Origin of the sequence: Microbulbifer sp. GL-2 (assembly GCF_007183175.1) — a bacterium.
In the GTDB taxonomy this organism is placed as follows: Bacteria; Pseudomonadota; Gammaproteobacteria; order Pseudomonadales; family Cellvibrionaceae; genus Microbulbifer.
In genome coordinates this window covers 2786421-2807412 of the sequence record NZ_AP019807.1, presented here as the reverse complement: position 1 = coordinate 2807412, position 20992 = coordinate 2786421, and the positions used below count along the sequence as shown (strand labels likewise).

General features: G+C 49.7%; 17 protein-coding genes and 1 pseudogene. 11 read left to right on the top strand and 7 right to left on the bottom strand.

Annotation, left to right across the window (positions count from 1 at the left end; translation table 11 throughout):
- The first annotated feature begins 86 nt into the window (after nt 1-86).
- Nucleotides 87-1415 carry a DUF2254 domain-containing protein gene (locus GL2_RS12210; RefSeq protein ID WP_143730914.1) on the top strand — a complete coding sequence of 443 codons (1329 nt, stop codon included), beginning with the start codon at nt 87-89 and terminating at the stop codon, nt 1413-1415.
- Nucleotides 1416-1721: 306 nt separating this feature from the next.
- Nucleotides 1722-2201: a bacterioferritin gene (gene bfr, locus GL2_RS12200; protein ID WP_143730912.1), complete on the top strand. Its 480-nt coding sequence runs from the start codon at nt 1722-1724 to the stop codon at nt 2199-2201.
- A 110-nt stretch (nt 2202-2311) separates the two neighbouring features.
- Here the strand turns inward: bfr and grxD are convergent, their stop codons facing one another.
- Nucleotides 2312-2644: a Grx4 family monothiol glutaredoxin gene (gene grxD / locus GL2_RS12195; protein WP_143730911.1), complete on the bottom strand. Its 333-nt coding sequence runs from the start codon at nt 2642-2644 to the stop codon at nt 2312-2314.
- Nucleotides 2645-2978: 334 nt separating this feature from the next.
- On the opposite strand from grxD, the gene GL2_RS12190 reads away from it, so the two are divergent.
- From GL2_RS12190 to GL2_RS12175, 4 genes are all read left to right on the top strand, one after another.
- Nucleotides 2979-4145: an aspartate aminotransferase family protein gene (locus GL2_RS12190; protein WP_143730910.1), complete on the top strand. Its 1167-nt coding sequence runs from the start codon at nt 2979-2981 to the stop codon at nt 4143-4145.
- A 23-nt stretch (nt 4146-4168) separates the two neighbouring features.
- Nucleotides 4169-5083, top strand: coding sequence for an ornithine carbamoyltransferase (gene argF / locus GL2_RS12185; protein WP_143730909.1), 915 nt, complete (start codon nt 4169-4171; stop codon nt 5081-5083).
- An 856-nt stretch (nt 5084-5939) separates the two neighbouring features.
- On the top strand, nt 5940-8879 hold the full coding sequence (locus tag GL2_RS12180; RefSeq protein ID WP_143730908.1) for a ribonucleoside-diphosphate reductase subunit alpha: 2940 nt from the start codon (nt 5940-5942) through the stop codon (nt 8877-8879).
- Nucleotides 8880-9349: 470 nt separating this feature from the next.
- Nucleotides 9350-10615 (top strand): ribonucleotide-diphosphate reductase subunit beta, encoded by a 1266-nt coding sequence (locus tag GL2_RS12175; RefSeq protein WP_143730907.1) that lies wholly within the window; start codon nt 9350-9352, stop codon nt 10613-10615.
- Between the two features lie 142 nt (nt 10616-10757).
- Here the strand turns inward: GL2_RS12175 and GL2_RS12170 are convergent.
- The 3 genes and pseudogenes from GL2_RS12170 to GL2_RS12160 form a co-directional block, all read right to left on the bottom strand.
- Nucleotides 10758-11956 (bottom strand): annotated as a pseudogene (locus GL2_RS12170) (IS256 family transposase).
- A gap of 288 nt (nt 11957-12244) precedes the next feature.
- Nucleotides 12245-12580: a hypothetical protein gene (locus GL2_RS12165; RefSeq protein WP_143730906.1), complete on the bottom strand. Its 336-nt coding sequence runs from the start codon at nt 12578-12580 to the stop codon at nt 12245-12247.
- Entirely contained in the window at nt 12573-13097 is a 525-nt protein-coding gene (locus GL2_RS12160) for a hypothetical protein (protein WP_143730905.1), read from the bottom strand. Before GL2_RS12160 ends, GL2_RS12165 begins: the two co-directional genes overlap by 8 nt.
- Nucleotides 13098-13300: 203 nt before the next feature.
- On the opposite strand from GL2_RS12160, the gene GL2_RS12155 reads away from it, so the two are divergent.
- The 4 genes from GL2_RS12155 to GL2_RS12140 all read left to right on the top strand — a co-directional run bounded on the left by GL2_RS12155 (nt 13301) and on the right by GL2_RS12140 (nt 16149).
- On the top strand, nt 13301-13861 hold the full coding sequence (locus GL2_RS12155; protein ID WP_143730904.1) for a GreA/GreB family elongation factor: 561 nt from the start codon (nt 13301-13303) through the stop codon (nt 13859-13861).
- Between the two features lie 186 nt (nt 13862-14047).
- Nucleotides 14048-15100 (top strand): DMT family transporter, encoded by a 1053-nt coding sequence (locus tag GL2_RS12150; protein ID WP_143730903.1) that lies wholly within the window; start codon nt 14048-14050, stop codon nt 15098-15100.
- Between the two features lie 149 nt (nt 15101-15249).
- Nucleotides 15250-15474, top strand: a complete 225-nt coding sequence (locus tag GL2_RS12145) for a hypothetical protein (RefSeq protein WP_143730902.1) — start codon at nt 15250-15252, stop codon at nt 15472-15474.
- Between the two features lie 288 nt (nt 15475-15762).
- Nucleotides 15763-16149 (top strand): DUF2750 domain-containing protein, encoded by a 387-nt coding sequence (locus tag GL2_RS12140; protein WP_143730901.1) that lies wholly within the window; start codon nt 15763-15765, stop codon nt 16147-16149.
- A 274-nt stretch (nt 16150-16423) separates the two neighbouring features.
- On the opposite strand, the gene GL2_RS12135 is transcribed toward GL2_RS12140, so the two are convergent.
- From GL2_RS12135 to GL2_RS12125, 3 genes are all read right to left on the bottom strand, one after another.
- Nucleotides 16424-17641: a hypothetical protein gene (locus tag GL2_RS12135; RefSeq protein WP_143730900.1), complete on the bottom strand. Its 1218-nt coding sequence runs from the start codon at nt 17639-17641 to the stop codon at nt 16424-16426.
- Nucleotides 17642-18358: 717 nt separating this feature from the next.
- Nucleotides 18359-18481: a hypothetical protein gene (locus GL2_RS22145; RefSeq protein WP_255505652.1), complete on the bottom strand. Its 123-nt coding sequence runs from the start codon at nt 18479-18481 to the stop codon at nt 18359-18361.
- Nucleotides 18482-18640: 159 nt separating this feature from the next.
- Nucleotides 18641-19309 carry a DNA-3-methyladenine glycosylase I gene (locus GL2_RS12125; RefSeq protein ID WP_143730899.1) on the bottom strand — a complete coding sequence of 223 codons (669 nt, stop codon included), beginning with the start codon at nt 19307-19309 and terminating at the stop codon, nt 18641-18643.
- A 223-nt stretch (nt 19310-19532) separates the two neighbouring features.
- On the opposite strand from GL2_RS12125, the gene GL2_RS12120 reads away from it, so the two are divergent.
- Nucleotides 19533-20990 carry an amidohydrolase gene (locus GL2_RS12120; protein WP_143730898.1) on the top strand — a complete coding sequence of 486 codons (1458 nt, stop codon included), beginning with the start codon at nt 19533-19535 and terminating at the stop codon, nt 20988-20990.
- Nucleotides 20991-20992 lie beyond the last annotated feature (2 nt).

The window sequence follows — 20992 nt, the reverse complement described above, 5'->3', positions numbered from 1 at the left end:
CCGGGAGCACCCCCTTGTTTTCCGGTTCTGTCTCCTTTCCACTGCCATTGGCTAAGCTGGCTTTATCTCTGTGCCAGCGACAAACCATGAAAAAATTTGGACACTTGTATGAGAAGTTACGCTCCAGTTTCTGGAGTGTGCCTTTAGTAATGATTCTGATGGCGCTGCTCCTCGCATGGCTGATGCGCACTCTGGATAATTTAGCTGCCCTCCCTCTCAGTGACAGGCAAGGATGGTCACTTCCCTCCCTGCTACAGATACGTGATACGGAAAGTGCCCGCGCCCTATTGTCAGTAATCGCCGGATCAACCATCACTGTCGCAGGAACGGTATTTTCGATCACAATGGTGGCTCTGACACTCGCTTCAAATCAATATGGTCCCCACCTGGTACGCAACTTCATCCGCGATAGAGGCACCCAGGTTTCCCTGGGTATTTTTCTCGCAACCTTTACCTATGCACTAGTCACCATGCGTGTAATCGGGAGATCAGGGGGGGCATTGGGTAGTTACGGTTTTTCGGTGCAGTTTGCCTTGCTGTTAACCTTGGCCAGTATCGGGTGCCTGGTTTATTTCATTCACAATGTCGCTCAGTCCATACAGGCAGACAACATCACCCAGCGTGTTTACAGCGAATTCTACCAATCAATTAATCGCGAGTACCCAGAGACTACCGACGCTGACAAAGGGCAATTATTCGATGTATCGAGATTGAAGCTGGGAAACAACCAGATGGCTGTGCCAACTTCTCGTAGTGGTTACGTACAGTTTATTGATCGCGAGAAGTTAATCAGTATTGCCCGGCAGTATAATTGCTGTATAAAAATTGAATGCCACCCAGGCTCGTTTCTACACAGCTGGAATGATATCGGGCGTATTTACCAAGATCAGAATAATTCACCTGCTTTATCACAATCACAGGTTCAGAGCGCTATACTGATTGGCTCTCTGCCCACCTCTGAGCAGGATGTTGTTTTCTGTATCCAGCAATTGTCACAAATTGCTGTACGCGCACTATCTTCTGGCATCAACGACCCGTTTACTGCTTACTCTAGTGTCGAGCGCCTAGTCGAAGGCCTGGGTAAGGTCTTATTGCGCCCAGAGCTTCCAAACTGCTTTACCGATTCATCCAATCAATTACGCCTCATCAGCTGTCGACTGGAATTTTCTCAATTGCTCAGCGCCGCACTGGATGAAATTATTGAACACGGCCATTCCAATGGCGTCTTTATTCTCCACCTGCTCAATTCACTAAGCAATCTAACCGGAATCTGCAGGCGTAAAAAAGATAAGTCAGCCTTATCCGATTACCTCAGCCGTCTTTCTGAAGACAGCGATTTTTACATTAAAAGTGCCAGTGATTTAAATGCTATTAAAGAAAAAATATCCGACATTCAAACGAGGCTGACAGACTAAAACCGTCCGCCCGCTCAACCTAAACAGGAATCATTTTCGTTGCGATTTTCGGCTGAATTAATGTTTAAACCCTTGTTTTTCCTGCATTCTGCAACAAATATTTTTTCTTGACTTGCCGCAAATCGCAACGCAAACTCGGCCCGGATTGCAGTTGCCACCCTAGAATAAATTGTGGGAAAACGGTCAGCCGCAGACTTTAGTGACTCAACCTGTTTAGTCACTTTTATCTCTACTTATCTCAAGCGACCAACAATTAGGAATCCTCTGCTGGCCTTATCGAGCTCGCAGGGCCACAGGAGCAAAGCTATGAAAGGCGACCCCAAGGTTATCGAACATTTAAACAAAGTATTAGGTAATGAGCTGGTAGCCATTAACCAATATTTTTTGCACGCTCGCATGTACGACAACTGGGGGTTAAAGGAGCTTGGCAAGCAGGAGTATCACGAATCTATTGATGAAATGAAGCACGCCGACTGGTTGATCGAGCGTATTCTTTTCCTTGAGGGCATTCCCAACCTGCAGCACTTGGGCAAACTGATGATCGGTGAAAACACCGAGGAAATGCTCAAGTGTGATTTGAAAATCGAGCACAAGGCAATTCCCGACCTTCGTGATGCTATCGCCTATTGCGAATCTGTACGCGATTACGGTAGCCGCGAGCTGCTGGAAAAAATTCTCGATTCCGAAGAGGAACACGTGGACTGGCTGGAGACCCAGCTTGAGCTGATCGACAAAGTGGGACTCAAGAATTACCTGCAAACCCAGATGGAAAAAGCGTCCGGCTGATTTGTCACAATACCCTCTGACAGAAAAAAACCGCGGTAAAAGCCGCGGTTTTTTTCTTTAATACGTCCGGCTATCCCTGCCACCGGAATCACATAGGAACAACAACTCGTCTAGTTGTCGCCCTCACCTTCAGCCGCAGCCTCATCAATCAGGGTTTTCAGCTCACCATTTTCATACATTTCCATGATGATATCGCAACCACCGATCAACTCGCCTTTAACCCACAGCTGAGGAAAAGTTGGCCAGTTGGCATACTTCGGCAGTTCGGTGCGAATATCCGGATTGGACAGGATGTCCACATAGGCGAAGCGCTTACCGCAGGCCATCATCGCCTGGGAGGCGCGCATGGAAAAGCCGCACTGGGGGGCGTTGGGGCTACCTTTCATATAAAGCAGGATGGCGTTGTCGGCAATCTGCTGTTTGATGTTCTCCAGTGTATCCATAAGCTTGAGAAACCTCAGGTGGTGGAAGCAAAAAAATGATTCGTGTGTTTCGCATCGGCACCCAGCCATTGCGCACGGGCCGCTATTGTACCCCAGCGCAGGGGGAATAAGTACCCGGTGCCCAGCACGGAATTAAAAAAACGCCACACACTACCTGGAATACGTCCTGTCCGGCAGCCCCAAATGGACAGCATACGCGACATAAAGCTTGTGATAGTATTAGCCAAACCCGTAGGGAATGCGGAAAGAAATACCACATACAAAATTTTCTGCGGAAATCAAATCAGCGACTCGAATACCAAAAAGGAGGCCCTGTAGTGGCACCCCCACACTGATGAGTAACTACGGCGAGAGAACCCTGACCCTGGTCAGGGGGGAAGGGAACTATGTGTGGGATGATCAGGGCCGACGATACTTGGATGCCATCTCCGGAATCGCCGTGTGCGGCCTGGGCCACTGCCACCCCAAGGTAACTGAAGCCCTACAGGAGCAGGCCAATACCCTGCTGCATGTCTCCAATCTGTACAACATTCCGGCACAACAACAACTGGCTGATCGGCTGGTTTATATGTCGGGCATGGATAACGTTTTCTTTTCCAACTCGGGGGCTGAAGCGAATGAGGCGGCAATCAAGCTGGCACGAAAGCTCGGCAACGAGCGCGGACTGGCAACACCCCATATCATTGTAATGGAGGGGGCCTTCCACGGACGTACTCTTGCTACTCTCACCGCAACCGGCAATGAAAAAGTCCAGCAGGGTTTTGCCCCGCTGCCGGAGGGATTTTTAAGAGTGCCATTTAACGACCTCGCCGCCATTAAACATCTGGCCACGCGGTACAGCGATATCGTCGCCGTGCTGGTGGAACCAGTACAGGGCGAAGGTGGTATTCGCGTCCCGGACCCAGGCTACCTGACAAACCTGCGTACCCTGTGTGACCAGCAGGACTGGCTATTGATGCTGGATGAAATCCAGACCGGCAATGGCCGCAGTGGCAGGATGTTTGCCTACCAGCACACGGACATATTGCCGGATGTACTCACTACCGCCAAAGGACTAGGCAACGGCACCCCAATCGGCGCTTGCCTGGCACGCGGTACTGCTTCGCGACTGTTTACTGCGGGCAGCCACGGCTCTACTTTCGGTGGCAACCCCCTCGCCTGTCGTGCCGGTCTCGCCGTACTCGAGACCCTGGAAAGTGAATGGTTGATCGAGCGCGCTGAAAAACTCGGCACACAATTGTTGCAATCTCTGCGCATTCAGCTCAACGACTGCCCCCTTATCGTCGACATTCGCGGGCTCGGCCTGATGATCGGTATAGAGTTGGAACGCCCTTGCACAGAACTGGTAGAGCAAGCCCGTGCACAGGGAATACTGATTAACGTCACCGCAGGCAATGTGGTTCGATTGCTACCACCACTCACCCTGACAGATATCGAATGCCAGCAGCTGGCCGGTGATATCAGTACCCTGATTCAACAGTTTGCCCTGCAAGCAGTCTGAAGCATTAATATGGAGAACAGCTTATGGCGACCAGGCACTTCCTCACCTTGCTGGACTTGTCCGCGGAGGAACTGAAACAGATCATTGAGCGCGCTATCGAACTGAAGTCACTGCGCGACCAGGGCATAACCACCGACCTTTTCCGCGGCAAGGTGCTGGGAATGATTTTTGAAAAATCCTCCACCCGCACACGGGTTTCCTTTGAGGCCGGCATGGCGCAGATGGGTGGCAGTGCCCTATTCCTGTCACCACGGGATACCCAACTTGGGCGCGGCGAGCCCATTGAGGACAGTGCGCGAGTCATCTCGCGTATGGTAGATATGGTGATGATCCGCACTTTTGCCCACCAAACCCTTGAGCACTTCGCCGCTCATTCTCGGGTGCCGGTAATTAACGCGCTGACCGACAGCTACCACCCCTGCCAACTGCTCGCCGATATTCAGACCTTTGTCGAACATCGCGGCAGCCCCGAAGGCAAGGTGGTGGCCTGGATCGGTGATGGCAACAACATGTGCCACTCCTATATCAATGCTGCGCGCCTATGCGACTTCGAGCTGCGTATCGCCTGTCCCCAGGGCTACGAGCCGGATGCTGATATTCTCGCCGCCGCCGGCGACCAGGTAAAAGTTGTACACAATCCTGAGGAGGCCGTGCGCAATGCTGACTGGGTCAGCACAGATGTCTGGGCCTCTATGGGCCAAGAGACAGAGCAGCAGGTGCGCACCAAGGCTTTTGAGCGTTTCCAGGTTAACCACGAGTTGATGAGTCACGCCAACAGCAAAGCAGTATTTATGCACTGCCTTCCTGCCCATCGCGATGAGGAGGTGAGCGCCGCATTGCTGGAAGATGAGAGCATCTCCGTAGTCTGGGACGAAGCCGAAAATCGCCTGCATGCTCAGAAAGCACTAATGGAGTTCCTGCAGGAGCACAGTGCCTAAAAATGTTTTTCACGCCGGTCAGTGGCGCCTCATACCGCACACTGGCCGGCATACCCAGCCTATTTCACACAACTGTTAGCGCCAGTTCCCCGGCCCATGCTTACCTACCAAAAAACTGCTTCGCGTAACTCCACCACAGTTTCACCGACTTGGCGCATATACACACATTTGCACAAATTCTCATCGGTGAACAATTAACAAGCAAATTGGTGACAACATAAAAATCCCGCCACAAATCTGGTCATATTAGTACCAACTTGCTCAAATTGCGCTCATTTGAAAATGGTTATTGCCGTTGTTAATTTAGAACGCCTTCGCTATTAAAAAAAATTGTAAGAGCTTGTATTTAGCCCCGCAGCGAAGTACCAAACCCCTTACAGCCCAGCAGTGGCGGGCTCTGCCGCAGAAGTGGCTACTGACTCAACCAGCCTACCCACAATTTATCCACAAACAACTACAAAGTTATTCGCCTTGAACTGACCCGCCTACCGCATTATCTTGTAGCGCACTCGAGGCAACACCCCTATATATTGGGGTAGCGAGCTGAGAGCACCCCCAATTTAAGGGGCGAATTCCGGCGCCTAGCCACACTTTTTGGCGACGGGCGTCAGACGCTGCTTTTTTCAAAGCAGAATCAGAGGTAAGCGGGCGGAAAGGAATTATCCGCCGCAGGCAGCAGCCGGCAGACCTGAACAGAAAGCCGGCGATTAAAGCCGCCTGTTTCCAGTGTCCCCCACGATGTGGGAGAGATTACTGAATGCGATGGATCCGCTCCGCACATGCCACGCAGTCTAGTGGCCGCTGTTCTGGTGAACACACGCGGACAGACAACAAAACAAACCTTTCGGAGATTTACATGCACACAGAGACAGGGCGCTCTCAAATCGTGCCTGCGGAAAAGTCGGGCACCTCAAGCGACCAGGCTACTGGCGGCACCACTCTGGCCGCTACCGCACCGGGACAGATTCGCGTTATCAAGCGCAATGGCACCGTTGTCCCCTACGACGACAGTAAAATTTCCGTCGCCGTTACCAAGGCCTTTCTCGCTGTTGAAGGCGGCACCGCCGCTGCGTCCAGCCGTGTCCACGAACAGGTTGGAGAGCTGGTTAGCCAGATCAGTGCCACCTTCAAGCGCCGCATGCCCTCTGGCGGCACCATCCACATTGAGGAAATCCAGGATCAAGTAGAGCTGGCCCTGATGCGCGCCGGCGAACAAAAAGTTGCGCGCGACTATGTACTTTACCGTGAAGAGCACGCCCGCCTGCGCGCTGAGAAAGGCAGCCAGGCCCCGGCTGAGCAGCAAGCCGTTGATGCACACCCGAGCATCCGGGTAAAACTCGAAGACGATAGCCTGGTCCCTCTGGATATGGAGCGCCTGCGCACTGTTGTCAGCGAGGCTTGTGAAGGTCTTAAGGATGTCAATGCCGACGCTATCCTCGGTGAAGCCCTGAAGAACCTCTACGATGGCGTTTCCGAAAACGATATCAACACCGCACTGGTAATTACCGCGCGTACCCTGGTTGAGCAAGAGCCCAATTACACTTACGCCACCGCCAGCCTACTGATAGACAAACTGCGTTCCGAGGCCCTGCGTTTCCTTGGTGTAGCTGAGCGCGCGACCCAGCACGAAATGGAAAAGCTCTACGCTTCCACCCTGCCCGCGTATGTGGAAAAGGGAATTGAACTGGAACTGCTTGATCCGGCACTGGCCACCTTCGACCTGGAAAAACTCGGCCAGGCCCTGAAGGGCGAACGCGATCACCAGTTTACATATCTGGGCTTGCAAACCCTGTACGACCGCTACTTCCTGCACAGCGATGACATTCGTTTCGAGTTGCCGCAGATCTTCTTTATGCGTGTGGCCATGGGCCTTAGCATTAACGAAGAAAACAAGAACGAGCGCGCGGTAGACTTCTACAACCTGTTGAGCTCTTTCGACTACATGAGCTCCACCCCGACCCTGTTCAACGCCGGTACCCTGCGCCCGCAGCTGTCCTCCTGCTACCTGACCACGGTACCGGACGACCTGCATGGCATTTACGGCGCTATCCGCGACAACGCCATGCTGTCCAAATGGGCCGGCGGTCTCGGCAACGACTGGACTCCAGTGCGCTCTTTGGGCTCCTATATCAAAGGCACCAACGGCAAATCCCAGGGCGTTGTACCCTTCCTGAAAGTGGCCAACGACACCGCGGTAGCCGTTAACCAGGGCGGCAAGCGCAAGGGCGCTGTCTGTGCCTACCTGGAAACCTGGCACCTGGATATCGAGGAATTCCTCGAGCTGCGTAAAAACACTGGTGACGACCGCCGCCGTACCCACGATATGAACACCGCCAACTGGGTCCCCGACCTGTTTATGAAGCGCGTGTTCGAAGACAAAGAGTGGACCCTCTTCTCGCCGGCCGATTGCCCGGACCTGCACGACCTGTTCGGCAGCGCCTTTGAAGAGCGTTACAACCACTACGAACAACTGGCTGCCGAAGGCAAGCTGCGTCTGTTCAAGAAGATCCGCGCACTCGACCTGTGGCGCAAGATGCTGGGTATGCTGTTCGAAACCGGCCATCCCTGGATCACCTTTAAAGACAGCTGCAACCTGCGCAGCCCGCAGCAGCACGCCGGTGTGGTTCACAGCTCCAACCTGTGCACCGAGATCACTCTCAACACCAAGGCCGATGACGAAATTGCCGTATGTAATCTAGGCTCCGTCAACCTGGCTCAACATATCGGCGAAGACGGCGAGCTGGATCGCACCAAGCTGGCCAACACAGTAAAAACCGCTGTGCGTATGCTCGATAATGTTATCGACATCAACTATTACGCTGTTGAGAGTGCGCGCCAGTCCAACATGCGTCACCGCCCTGTAGGCATGGGCCTGATGGGCTTCCAGGACGCGCTGTACAAAGCCGGCATCGCCTACGCCAGTGACGAAGCAGTAACCTTTGCCGATAACACCATGGAAGCCATCAGCTTCGAAGCCATCACCGCTTCAAGCGACCTGGCAGCCGAGCGTGGCAAGTACCAAACCTACGAAGGCTCCCTGTGGAGCAAAGGTGTTCTGCCCCTGGATTCCATCCAGACCCTTGCAGAACAGCGCGGGCAGCAATTTATCGAACAGGACACCAGCTCCACTCTGGACTGGGATGGCTTGCGCGAAAAAGTAAAAGCCCAGGGTATGCGCAACTCCAACGTGATGGCGATCGCTCCCACCGCAACCATTGCCAATATCACCGGCGTTTCCCAGTCGATCGAACCGACTTACCAAAACCTGTATGTGAAATCGAACCTGTCCGGCGAATTCACCGTAGTAAACCCCTACCTGGTACACGATCTGAAAGATCGCGGCCTATGGGATCAGGTGATGGTCAATGACCTGAAATACTACGAAGGCTCTGTACAGAAAATCGATCGCGTACCGGAAGACCTGAAAGCGAAATACTGCACCGCATTTGAAGTGGAGCCGCGCTGGATAGTGGACGCCGCCAGCCGTCGCCAGAAATGGATCGACCAGGCCCAGTCCTTGAACCTGTATATCGCTGGCGCCGATGGCAAGAAGCTGGACCTGACCTATCGCATGGCCTGGTTCCGCGGCTTGAAAACCACTTACTATCTGCGTGCCCTGGCCGCCACTACTACGGAGAAATCCACAGTGAACAGTGGAACCCTGAATGCAGTAAGCGCACACGGTAGTAGTAACGGCATGACTGCGGCAGCACCTGCCGAACAGACAGCTCCCGCGCCAGCAGCAGTGCCCCAGGCCTGCTCACTGGACGACCCGGATTGCGAAGCCTGCCAGTAAAATTTATGCCCCTTTTTAAAAGGGGCTGCACTAACTCTCGGGGGAGAGCGTCGTAACCGCACGTGCGGGCATGACCATGCGCAGCGACCCCGGTCCGCCCGGTACCCAAAAGCCGGAAGAATTTAGCGGGCCGGGGATCGTCTGCGACCTGCATCCAGCAGGGCATTCCCCAAAGTAAAAAGTGCAAAAACATGCTGCCATATCAGACTGTATGCAGCTGTAAGCCTTTGCCACAGTCAGCCACTTCAGACTGCAAAAATCCGGAAAAAATACCGGTGAGAAGCAAAGCAATAATTGATCTGGCACAGGAATTTTGTGCCCGGACAGGTTAAAAATACCTACTCCAAAGAATTACCGCCGGCAATAAACCGGTGCATCACCCCTGGCTTCTCCCTGCGAGTGCTACGCCAGGAAGATTGAAGAAATTAATATCGAACTTTCGATATCGAGACCGATCAAAAGGGCCAACTATGCTGAGCTGGGACGACTTCGAAACAAAGCCCCAACAACCCGAAAAAGCAACCGAACCGCGACCGGCGCCGGAGACCCTGGCAAAATCCGTGCAAGAGCCCAGCGCTTCTTATACGGCTAAAGCTACAGCTCCCGCAGCTACTCCGGCGTCGCCTGCGGCCCAAAGCGGCTCCACTGCCGTTGAAGCCGCCCGTGCAGCAGTTGCCACCATGGACCCGGCTCCCGGCCTGGAAGAACTGGAAATGGGTGCGGCCCGCATCCAGGTGGATGAAAAGCGCATTATCAACTGCCGCGCTGACCTCAACCAGTTGGTACCCTTCAAATACGACTGGGCCTGGCAAAAGTATCTGGATGGCTGTGCCAACCACTGGATGCCCCAGGAAATCAACATGAATAAAGACGTCTCCATGTGGAAAGACCCCGATGGTCTGACCGAGGATGAGCGTCGCATCGTGGAATACTCCCTGGGCTATTTCTCCACCGCAGACTCCCTGGTTGCCAACAACCTGGTACTGGCTATCTACCGCCATATCACCAACCCGGAGTGCCGCCAGTACCTGCTACGTCAGTCCTTTGAAGAAGCTATCCACACTCACGCCTACCAGTACTGTGTAGAATCACTGGGCATGGATGAAGGCGAAGTCTTTAATATGTACCGCGAAGTACCCGCTGTTGCCAAAAAAGCGGCCTGGAGCCTGTCCCACACCCAGGCCATCGGCGATCCCAACTTCAAAACCGGCACAGTTGAATCCGATCAGGAATTACTGCGCAACCTGATCGCCTTCTACGCCGTTACCGAGGGTATCTTCTTTTACTGTGGCTTCAGCCAGATCCTGTCAATGGGCCGCCGCAACAAAATGACCGGCGTTGCCGAGCAGTTTCAGTACATCCTGCGCGATGAGTCCATGCACCTGAATTTCGGCATCGACGTAATCAACCAGATCAAACTGGAAAACCCGCACCTGTGGACAGCAGAATTCCAGCAGGAAGTAACCCAGATGATCCTCGAAGGCATGGAGCTTGAAGTCGCCTACGCCCGCGACACCATGCCCCGCGGTGTACTCGGCATGAATGCAAATATGATGGAGGAATACCTCCAGTTCATCGCCAATCGTCGCCTCAGCCAGCTTGGCCTGAAAGAACAGTTCCCAGGCGCGCAAAATCCATTCCCCTGGATGTCTGAAATTATGGACCTGCGCAAAGAGAAAAACTTCTTCGAAACCCGGGTTATTGAATACCAGACCGGTGGTGCACTGCAGTGGTAAGCGCCTCCTGGCAAGCGAATTACTAAAAAAGGAAAAAGTAGTCGCTCACAGGAAGAGTAGTATTGAAAACGGGCTTAATGCCCGTTTTTTTTCTGAATTCTGAATAGTTGAGGGTGTTCAAAACTCTGTGTCAGCCAAGTAGCTATAGGCTGATGCATTTCTCCAACCAATCTGGAAAGTGGATCGCAAGTTGTGACAGTGTCAAATTCCAATTTTGCATCGGGTGCGTCCAGCGTTCGGAGGCTTTGAGTATACCGGCGTAGAGAAGCTTCAGTAAGCTATTCTCATTTGCGGATCCGCCCTTGGTTAATTTTCGGAACTGCCTGTGTACAGCCTTCACCGCATTTGTGGTATAGATCGAAGTGCGGACATATTCCTGTATTTAAAGTAGGCTGGGAGAGTTGGCCATTTACCGCGCCGCGACTTAATCACCATCGGATATTTTTCTCCCCACTTGTTTTCCAGCTCATCTAAAACGCTCTCGGCGGCATTGAGAGTTGCCGCTTTGTAGACGCACTTAAGATCATCCATAAAAGCCTTCTGATTTTTTGAAGCCACATACTTCAGTGAGTTACGTACCTGGTGAATGATTCAGTGCTGGATCTCGGTCGCAGGATAGATGCCCTGTATGGCCTCAGGGAAGCCCTGCAACCCATCAACACAAGCGATTAGGATATCTTTGACCCCACGGTTGTTGAGGTCGGACAGAACACTCAGCCAATGATATGCACCTTCTTGGTCGGATAAATAGAGCCCCAGCAACTCCTTTTTGCCTTCAATATCAAGACCAAGAATCATGTAAATGGCCTTGCTGGCATAACGTCCACTTTCTTTGATTTTGTAGTGGGTAGCATCGAGCCAGACAATGGGATAGACAGCTTCCAAGTCGCGTTCACGCCAAGCCTGAGGTTCAGGTAGTAGCTTGTCGGTGACGGTGTTGATAGTGCCGTTGGAAATCGACATGCCGTAGATATCGGCAATATGTGAGCGGATGTCCTGGTAGCTGTTGCCCAAGGCAAACAGGGCGATGATCTTGCGCTCCAGCCCGTCGGTAAGCTGGGTCTGGTGCTTCTTGACGACTTGAGATTCAAAGGTCCCGGCACGGTCCCGCGGCGTCTGCAGCTCGAAGCCGCCAGCGGGACTTTTCATGGTTTTTGGGGTGGTATCATTCTTGAGGTTGGTACTGTCCTCGCTGGCGAGATGTTCTTCCAGCTCCGCCTTCATGGCGGCTTCAGTGAGTTCCTTGATCAGGGGAGTTAGGATTCCATCTTTGCTACTGAGGTCTTTACCCTTACGCAAGGCTTTAACGGCGACATCCATATCAAAAGTGGGTTTGGTCATGGGTCATCTCTTTTTTTCTAATAGTAAAGAAATGACACAGAATTCTGAACACTAGCGAATAGTTTAAAAAAAGCGTAAAAAGGCTTTTCTTACCTCTCCACCGGACATCCCCCCTGGCTTAACACTTATTGCAATACTCATTGAATCCCTCGGAGTATATTTTTTTGGTGAAGTGTGCCAAGCCCCCGACAATAAATAACTCACTAACCTTTTTGTAGAGTAAGGCTCCTCTTCCTCCCTCATCAAGTAGCTTATTCCATAAAGCAACACTAGTCATAAACGGTTCACTTAAAGAAGGTGGTCAAAATCCCCCTTTTTAAAAGCTGACTCGATATAGTAGATTGTTTTTTCGTAAAGCCCCATTTGTATATCATCAAACATTTCTTCATGACAAGGGTCATATCGATGATCCTCATCATCGTAAAATGGGTATTTTAACCAGCCCTTTTTCTTCTCTATTACTGCTAGCGTGACTAAACCTTCGGCCTCTTCCTGACTAAGAAAAATTGAACCTTTACCGACATTTGAAAAAACATTCTCCAGAAGACTGTACCCCTCTTTAGAAACAATCTCTGAAAGAGAGCCTATCAACTCCTCAGGCATTTGAACTTCACGTCTAACCATTATTAACGACCTTCGGCATAGAGCCTAAATACTGACCCACAACCTTTCCACCTTTAGCAATCTTCACTCCACAAGGCTCCATTATTTTTACAAGGTCTGCTATTAGCCCTCTAAAACTATCTTCGGATATTGGCTCAGACACATTTAGCAACGGATGATCAATATCCTTAATGTTAAAAACCAAACCATCAGGTATTTTCTTACCATTCGGTATAATCCAAACCTGCCCCTCAACTTTCTTGGTGGCCAATGAATCAATACTATCAGCAAAGGAAATACCTTTCGTACCATCAGGTATTACCATTTTCTCGCCCGTCTCCGGATTAGTAACAACAGTTAAATCTGAAGGCCGCATTTTATCAATTTTTGGCGTTGTAGTATTTCCACTACCTCTAAATATGCCATGAATCTCATTATATACTTTCCAAATATCTTCTGGGCCAACAGTGGTATACTTGCCCTTCCTTAATATTTCCGACATATCACCAGATCCTTCTGTTAATAATTTCTTATACATACTATCTCAAAGCGGACCAATGGAGAATAGTTGCCATTCAAACTGTAATAACTCGTAACCCACTACTGCTACTGAAAGTCAAAGCCTTGCAGCCTAAACTTCATTCAACCAGCAACCACCCGCTAAGCAAAAGGCTCCTCCTCTCTGTGTAGCTCCTGTCAGCCTCTGTCCTTGTGTCCTTGTGTCCTTGTGTCCTTGTAACAATGCAACAGGCATTACCAAGCAGTTTCAACACAACCTGCCCAGCGAGTTCATGCCCTGGAACTTCCTTCCTCACTAAACGCCCTGAAAAACTCCCCGCAGTAGACCGGGTACCAGAAGGTAAAAAAGTACTCTTCGAGGCCTTGGTTACGCTCAAGGATGAGGGCGGTGAAACTGTTAACTATCGAATCGTGGGCCAAGATGAGTTTGATGTAAAAGCTAGCCAAATCTCAATGGACTCCCCTATTACACGCAGCCTGCTGGGGCAAAAGCTTGATGGTCGGTTAGAAGAGAAAAATGGCAGACTTACTGTATCACTGAAATCCCTTACTAGGAGTAGCGCCTCTGAACATATGGGGGAAGATAAGTGCCACTATAGTTTCCAACACCAGACACAACTGTATGGATTGCCGGCACAGAGGAACTGGAAAGTGGCTTACGCGAAGAGCCTATTAGTTTCTAAATTCACCAGCGCCAAAAAGATCCACTATATTGGCCATCCCACTGGCAGTAAAAATTGTTTTATCCATCCAGGCCCATTCCCGGTTACTGCAGCTTTTTAACAGCTAATATAGCCATATCTGACTATGCTGGATCTGCCTCAACCTCCATCAACCGATGGTATTAGACTTGGTCTAAACTAACCCAGGTCAGACTGACCTGCCCAAGCTACCAGATAGTAGAGAGGTACTCGGCACAGAACGAGGTGCATCCCTAGCATGTTTGCCGCAGCGCTCAAAGGATACTAAATGGAAAATCAGCCCGTCGTAAAAAGCACTCGGTTTTGGCTATGGATTTCGATTCTTATTTTTGCTGCTTCCAACTCAGTCGTAGCAAAAATTGGGGAGCTCGGAGCCCATCATCCCATTCATGGAAACAACCCCATATCTTTTTGTAACCTTTTGTTCGCTGGAAACCTCTTGGCGGGTATCACCCTTTTTATCATCTACAGGAAAGATTGGCGCCTCAGTATCTTAAAACAGTACCCTTTCAAAGACTGGTTTTACATGTTTGTGCTTGTCTTGATGTCTGGAGTTCTTGCCCCCGCCTTTTTCTTTATTGCTCTAATGATCACAGATGTGACCAATGTCGTTTTGATCTCAACTCTAGATGCTCCCTTAGGACTCTTGTTAGCCTATGTCATGTTTCGGGAGGTGCCTACAAAGTTCTCAATAGTGGGGGCCCTAGTTGTAACGATTGGTGTTATTGCTATTTTTGCCTTAAATCAACCGCCGATGGAAAGGCCGATGAGCATGAAAATGCTCGACGTTGGAAATCCTGAAGTGAACCAGTTCCTACAAACCCTCCCCAAAGCCGGAGAAATTTTAACCGCTATAGCCACACTCTTAGGCGTCATTGCGGTTCAGGTGAGCCGGAAACTACTCGACCGTATCCCTATTGGCGTCTTTTCAGTTTTCCGTATGCTTGCAGGGGTGATCCTCTTTACGATCATTGTCCTCTCTGTATTTGGCCCCAACCACTTTAACGATCTACTTTCCCCTTTCCTCTGGGTGTGGATGCTTGTATATGGAGCGATCATTATCGTTTTTGGGCAGATCACCTGGTTTAAAGGGCTCCAAGGAGGGGCGAGCTCTGCTGATATCTCTATCTCGACTGCCCTCACTCCTGTTGCCGGTACCTTTTTCGCTTTTCTTATCCTGCAAGAGATACCCAACTTTGCTCAAACCGTTGGAGGAATCATCATCATGGCCGGAATAGGAATCTCACTACTCGGCCAATATCGTGAACAAAAAGCTGTCGAAATGAGGTATGAAAAGCCGTGCTCATTCAAGGGTGTATAGCGCTTTAAAACGGCAGCACCTTATGAAGTGGCTTAATAACTTAGGGCACATAATAAAGCAGTTGATGACGAAGTAGGCAGCGGCAAAGCAAAGAAGAAATTATTCTACGGAATTTAAACATAAAGCGATTGCTATCGCCCGCTGAGCCAATGCTAAAGGCAACTGTGGCGGTAGTTTCTGGGAAGGCTATTTTATTCCTGGATAAAAAAGCCCTTGCCGCCTACATGGGCTATATAGATCTGAATATTATCCGTGCCAATATCGCCAAGACTCCTGAAGATTCGGATTACACTTTGATTCAACAGCGTATTCATGCGGCAATCACAGCTAGCAACCCAAAAATCTGCGAGCGCTTGTGTGAAGTGAGCGCCTAAACAAGAAGAGGAGTATTGAAAACGGGCTTTAAGGCCCGTTTTATATGCAGAGCACTCAGATTTAATCGTCTCGGCAGTCATAGATTTAAATTCTAAAGTGCTTCATTTCCCTTACCGCTGATTCCACATCCTCATTTCAAATAGTTTGGACAACATCCGTCATTGACGCATAATGCCCTGCACTGCCCGGTGTAGCAGCTATATCACCCAGAACACAGTTACCACACGTAACTTGAGCAGACGTTCAAACATCCGCCTGCTTATTAACCAGCAAACATGAAGTCATTTATGAGTAATCCCGACTTGAACGAAGTAAATAAACTGAGTTGCGAAGACCGCTACGAGTATTTCCTTAGCGTGATCGGTGAAGAAAGGGAAGTCTGGATATTAATCGATAGCCAGAACTGCTTTCTAAAGATACATACCGATGAGGATGGCGGTTTTGAGTATTTACCGGTATGGCCTAACTCCGAGCTTGCCAAAGCCTACGCAGAGGGTGAAACTGGACTCACACCAAAAAGCATCCCTTTGCCACAATTCCTAAGAAAATGGCTTCCTGGATTGAAAAGTGATGATATTGAAATCGGTGTATTCCCCGCAGCCGATAAAAGTGTATGGATTACAGGTACCGAAGAACTGGAAAACGACTTACGCGAGGAGCTGGCTAGCTTCTGAACTTGCCACACTCAACAGAGCCGCCAGGAAAATTATCTAGTAGAAAATATGAGCCAAGTTACTGGTGAGAAAATGTTTACTCGTAGGGTAGTGTGCAGAATTCTGTGTGGACATTCATAGCAAACATCCCAAACAGAATGAAAAAGTGAAGTTTACATCTCCCTCAATAAAAAAGCCCACATCTAAATGTGGGCTTTTTCCTGTGAGTATTCTAGGGAAATGAATAAACTTTCCCTCCGTACCCTTCAGGGTACAGTTTCACCTCAGCAATAGCTTACTGGGTACAGGCTGCAATACGACCAGCACTGTTTTTACCTACACCACAATTCAGGCCATTGGGGATACCCTCGTAGTCAGGTGAAAGAATACCGCCATTGCGCTGGGCATCGTGATCAGTATAGAGGCTTGCCAGGTTGTAAGAGCGCGCTGTGCCCTTGTGATTGTTATCGCAAGAGAAGATGGCACTACCGTAGGCAATTCCCAAGAAAGTCTTGTACTCCTTCAGATTGGACCACAGGTTGCGCTTGCCAGAGCCAGAGCAATTCATTTGGGAAGCAAGGTTGATATAACCGTCGTCTTCACCACCCAGTAGTATGGAGCTTGCAGTTGCAACACCTGGGAAACCTGCATAACCACCAATGGTATAAACCGGAGCGGCCAGGTTTGTGCCGACATAATTGCGTACAGCATAAACATCATTTGTCTGTAGGTAGCGTACGGCAGAGCATTCACGGCCTATAAACAGGTCATTGACTACGCTTTCGATCCAGCTGCCATTACACAGACGGTCCACAAATTCTGTGCCGGTAATAGCTCCTCCTGTGGTGAAAATTGCAGCAATACCATTAATCGCTTTATCAAAATCGACATCGACCGCATAACGATCATCTAACCCGGCTACATTGTAAGTCTTTGTCTCTGTTTTACATTTCTTCCAGAACCATCTACCAGTACAAACCTTTGAACTTTCACTAACAGTATTGGTATCAAACTGGTTGTAAGCGCGATTGTAATAAGGAGAGCCAGGTACTGCATTTCCCGCCAAGTACATCATCTGCGCCGCGCCCTGGCTATGCGAGATTACCCAAAAGGTATCATCAGCTTCACACTGATTATCATGCTGATAGCCATCACCCTTACCACTGCGAATATCAATTATCTGCCTGGCAATTTCCCCAGCAGTGCCATCGTGCCAGTATGGCATTTCGCCCTCATCAGTAGAGTTGTATCCAACCACACCGTAATTACCACCATCCATAAGCAACTGCTGGATAAAATTACTGCTATTGTACTTATCAAAGAAAGCCTCACTCCAGTAATCCAGGGCCGGCTGCTCCAGCTGACCTTGAGAATTGGTGCGCTGCTTAATATGTCCTTCGGTACCATGACCGTGCACAAGGATATAGCAGTTATCGGCAGCTGCGGAAGTGGAAGCCAATAGGCCCACAAGTGCAAGAGAAAGACTTGCACCTAATCGTTTGAAAAGAGTCATTGTTGTGTCCTTATATTTTTCCCAGCTCTACTTCACACTTCCAGAAATTATTTTATTATTGGCTGGGGCTGTTATTTGGATTGGCAAACTTATCCGGGGATGGCATTGGGGTAATAGGACTTCAAGCGCCAAAGGGGAACCGGGGGCGACATGCTTGTAGACCCGATAGTCAAAAATGCTAATACATTAAGATCAATCAAATTTACTCAAAATAAATCTGCTGGCGCGATCAATTTTCAACCAACTCAACTTGATGTAAATGAGTAGGGCTTGCGCACAAAAAACTAGACACAGGATTTCAGACCATTCGAATAATCAATACCGAATAAAAAAGGGGGAAAATCCCCCTTTTTATTCGGCTTCACCTAAATAGATAGAACCCCTACCAATAGCTTGAATAATGTACAGCTTAGTCGCCACTCTTTGAGTGGTAAACCATCGCTTGCCATTTGTTCTGTTGGCCACCAACATAATTTTCAAATACTGGATTTTTGATGTAACTCCAGGCCACTTTTCATCACCTAAATACATCGGTTCATCGAGTCCGCCCCAACCGTGACTGGGTAGCTAAATAGATCCTTCTAGAATATTAAAGTAAGCTTTAGAAACCAATGAACGTAGTGAATTTGGGCTATTGATCCAATCAAATTTCAGATTATCAGAAATACATTGAAACTTCGCATAACCAAATAGGTAATGGCCATTTTGCAAGTCAACTCATTGTGGGTCGCTGACCTGGCAATCGTTATCCTCTACATGCAATTTAAACCCCTGCCCATTAATACTGCTATCACCATTGACCTTGGCAATACCGATTCGGGTCAGAGAAGAAGAGTCCAAGGCATAGCCGAAATAAAGACCTTAATGCTCAATCGAAGGAAACTGAGCATTTTCTGAATTCGAATGTTGTAAGACATGTAGGAAAGAAAGCAATTATACTCGTCATGACCTGAACAATCTTTGATTTATAGATCCCTCTACGACAATCTTCTAGAGAATTTAACCCACTGATAGTGACAGTATTTGGCTGATTTCATTTAAACTGCGATTAGACTGTGCCTGCCAAGTTTCAATTGCATTTTGTAATGCAGCCCAGTCCTTTTTTGATGAGGGAGACTTATCCACCACTCCCTCCCTGACAAGCGCTCTGATAGTATCGCTGGCAAAAATCAGCGTATCCACCCCCATACGGCGCAGAAATACCTGGGCCGTTTTCCCTCCCAGCCTGTCTCCTCCCTTGCGCAGATACTTAAGGTTTTCTACATAGTTGGATGTATTCCAACCGGAAAAATAGTTTCCCAGATTGCCGTACTCATTAGATAAATACCAAAAGAAGTCCGCATTTCTTTGAATAGAGCGTGTTTTCGTCCAATGTTTGATCATCCCTTCCTGGCGCATCAGATCATCGAGTGCTTCTTCTGACAAATATCTACAGAAGGAAAGGTCAAAGCCATAAAATATCTTCTCAATACCCGACCATTTTTTTTCCACCACTTTCCAGCTAAAGCCAGCCTGGAATACCGCTCTGGAAGCAGCAGACAGCCACTGGCTATTGGAAATAGACTGAACTCGCTCTGGAGCTTTGGGTTTGGTCAGCTTCGCTTCGAGGCCATCCTCCCCCCCAAATCGATCGATTACAGGAGCTTCTATCTCTAAAAAGTTACGCATGCAAAATACCCCAAGAAATCCACCCCGGCTTATATCAACCAGCAGGCAGACAGGCCAGTAATGGGCTATGCAATATCAATAAAATATTCATTCCCTTCCCTTTAAGATCAAAATGAATTTCTGCTCCGCAGAAAAATGAAAACGAAGCAAAATTATCTTCAAGCTGTTACCTTGTGATCATCAGCCTATTCTACAGTCTACTTTACAACAGCAGGAGTTCATTATGGCCCGAAGCACACTCGCCGCCCTTATTCTGGCTGCCTCAGTTGCCAGCGCAAACGCTACTCAAACCAAATCATTGCCAGAGGACGCAAATTGGGTAAGCCGTCAATCTGAACAGATAGGGGCCCAGGCTATCAAGCTTGCCGATGACTTATGGAGTTGGGCCGAGATGGGGTATCAGGAGACCCGTAGCAGCTCGGCAATTCAGGCCCAGCTGAAAACCGCAGGATTCAGGATTGAAAAGGGCATTGCCGGTATACCTACGGCTTTTGTCGCCACCTACCAGCAGGGACGGGGAGGGCCGGTAATTGGTCTGCTGGCAGAAATGGATGCTCTCCCTGGAGTTTCCCAAAAGGCGGTGCCCCACCACAGCCCTATTGAAGATCAGGCTGCCGGGCACGCCTGCGGGCACCATCTGTTTGGCGCTGGCTCTACAGCTGCGGCCATAATGTTAAGCCGTTGGTTACAGGAAACCGGTACCGACGGCGCGATTCGCCTATACGGTACACCAGCAGAGGAAGGTGGCTCCGGCAAGGTCTACATGGTAAGAGCTAACGCATTTAAGGATACAGATGTCGTTTTACAGTGGCATCCGGGCGATCAGAATGAAGCTCACCCACAGTCAAGTCTGGCAAACAAGTCCGCAAAATTTCGTTTTAAGGGTATTGCGAGCCACGCAGCCGCCGCACCTGAGCGAGGCCGTTCTGCCTTGGACGGTGTTGAGGCTATGAACTTTATGGTCAATATGTTACGTGAACATGTGCCCGATAGCACCCGTATTCACTATGTAATTACCAATGGCGGTATGGCTCCCAATGTCGTTCCCGCTGATGCTGAGGTTTTTTACTATGTCCGCGACCGCAGCGCTGCAGATCTAGCGCCGGTTTGGTCACGTGTGGAAGAGATAGCTCGCGCTGCCGCTCAAGGAACAGGTACCAAAGTGGAGTGGGAGGTCATTCATGGTAACCATAGCCTCTTGCCAAACCAAACTCTGAATCGGCTTCTCGATGCAAGTATGCGTCAATTTGGTGGCATTCAGTACTCGGCAGATGAGTTGAAGTTTGCCGAGAGCCTGAAAGGACTGGCGCATCGCCCTGGTCGACAGATCGGGGATCAGGAGAATATCCTCGATTATGACCCCAGTGAAGCGCCCTTCCCCGGTTCTACAGATGTGGGCGACGTAAGCTGGAATGTACCTACTGGTGGCTTTACTGCTGCAACCTGGGTACCCGGTACCTCTGCTCATACCTGGCAAGCAGTTGCAGCAGGAGGAACAAGTATCGGCCACAAAGGAATGCTACTGGCCACAGAGACCCTGACACTCGCCGGTATCCAATTACTGAAAAACCCAGAGCTGGTGGAGCAGGCCAAACATGAGTTCAACCAGAAGCAAGGAGAAAATTTTGAGTACACCCCCCTGCTCGGCGATCGTAAACCACCACTCGACTACCGCAAATAGGT

What these genes read in the sequence shown, in the direction of transcription:
- GL2_RS12150 (WP_143730903.1), top strand. Translation starts at nt 14,048, where the DNA reads ATGGAAAATCAGCCCGTCGTAAAAAGCACTCGGTTTTGGCTATGGATT.
- GL2_RS12210 (WP_143730914.1), top strand. Translation starts at nt 87, where the DNA reads ATGAAAAAATTTGGACACTTGTATGAGAAGTTACGCTCCAGTTTCTGG.
- GL2_RS12140 (WP_143730901.1), top strand. Translation starts at nt 15,763, where the DNA reads ATGAGTAATCCCGACTTGAACGAAGTAAATAAACTGAGTTGCGAAGAC.
- GL2_RS12155 (WP_143730904.1), top strand. Translation starts at nt 13,301, where the DNA reads ATGCAACAGGCATTACCAAGCAGTTTCAACACAACCTGCCCAGCGAGT.
- argF (WP_143730909.1), top strand. Translation starts at nt 4,169, where the DNA reads ATGGCGACCAGGCACTTCCTCACCTTGCTGGACTTGTCCGCGGAGGAA.
- bfr (WP_143730912.1), top strand. Translation starts at nt 1,722, where the DNA reads ATGAAAGGCGACCCCAAGGTTATCGAACATTTAAACAAAGTATTAGGT.
- GL2_RS12120 (WP_143730898.1), top strand. Translation starts at nt 19,533, where the DNA reads ATGGCCCGAAGCACACTCGCCGCCCTTATTCTGGCTGCCTCAGTTGCC.
- GL2_RS12135 (WP_143730900.1), bottom strand. Translation starts at nt 17,641, where the DNA reads ATGACTCTTTTCAAACGATTAGGTGCAAGTCTTTCTCTTGCACTTGTG.
- GL2_RS12180 (WP_143730908.1), top strand. Translation starts at nt 5,940, where the DNA reads ATGCACACAGAGACAGGGCGCTCTCAAATCGTGCCTGCGGAAAAGTCG.
- grxD (WP_143730911.1), bottom strand. Translation starts at nt 2,644, where the DNA reads ATGGATACACTGGAGAACATCAAACAGCAGATTGCCGACAACGCCATC.
- GL2_RS12175 (WP_143730907.1), top strand. Translation starts at nt 9,350, where the DNA reads ATGCTGAGCTGGGACGACTTCGAAACAAAGCCCCAACAACCCGAAAAA.
- GL2_RS12125 (WP_143730899.1), bottom strand. Translation starts at nt 19,309, where the DNA reads ATGCGTAACTTTTTAGAGATAGAAGCTCCTGTAATCGATCGATTTGGG.
- GL2_RS12190 (WP_143730910.1), top strand. Translation starts at nt 2,979, where the DNA reads ATGAGTAACTACGGCGAGAGAACCCTGACCCTGGTCAGGGGGGAAGGG.
- GL2_RS12160 (WP_143730905.1), bottom strand. Translation starts at nt 13,097, where the DNA reads ATGTATAAGAAATTATTAACAGAAGGATCTGGTGATATGTCGGAAATA.
- GL2_RS12145 (WP_143730902.1), top strand. Translation starts at nt 15,250, where the DNA reads ATGCTAAAGGCAACTGTGGCGGTAGTTTCTGGGAAGGCTATTTTATTC.
- GL2_RS12165 (WP_143730906.1), bottom strand. Translation starts at nt 12,580, where the DNA reads ATGGTTAGACGTGAAGTTCAAATGCCTGAGGAGTTGATAGGCTCTCTT.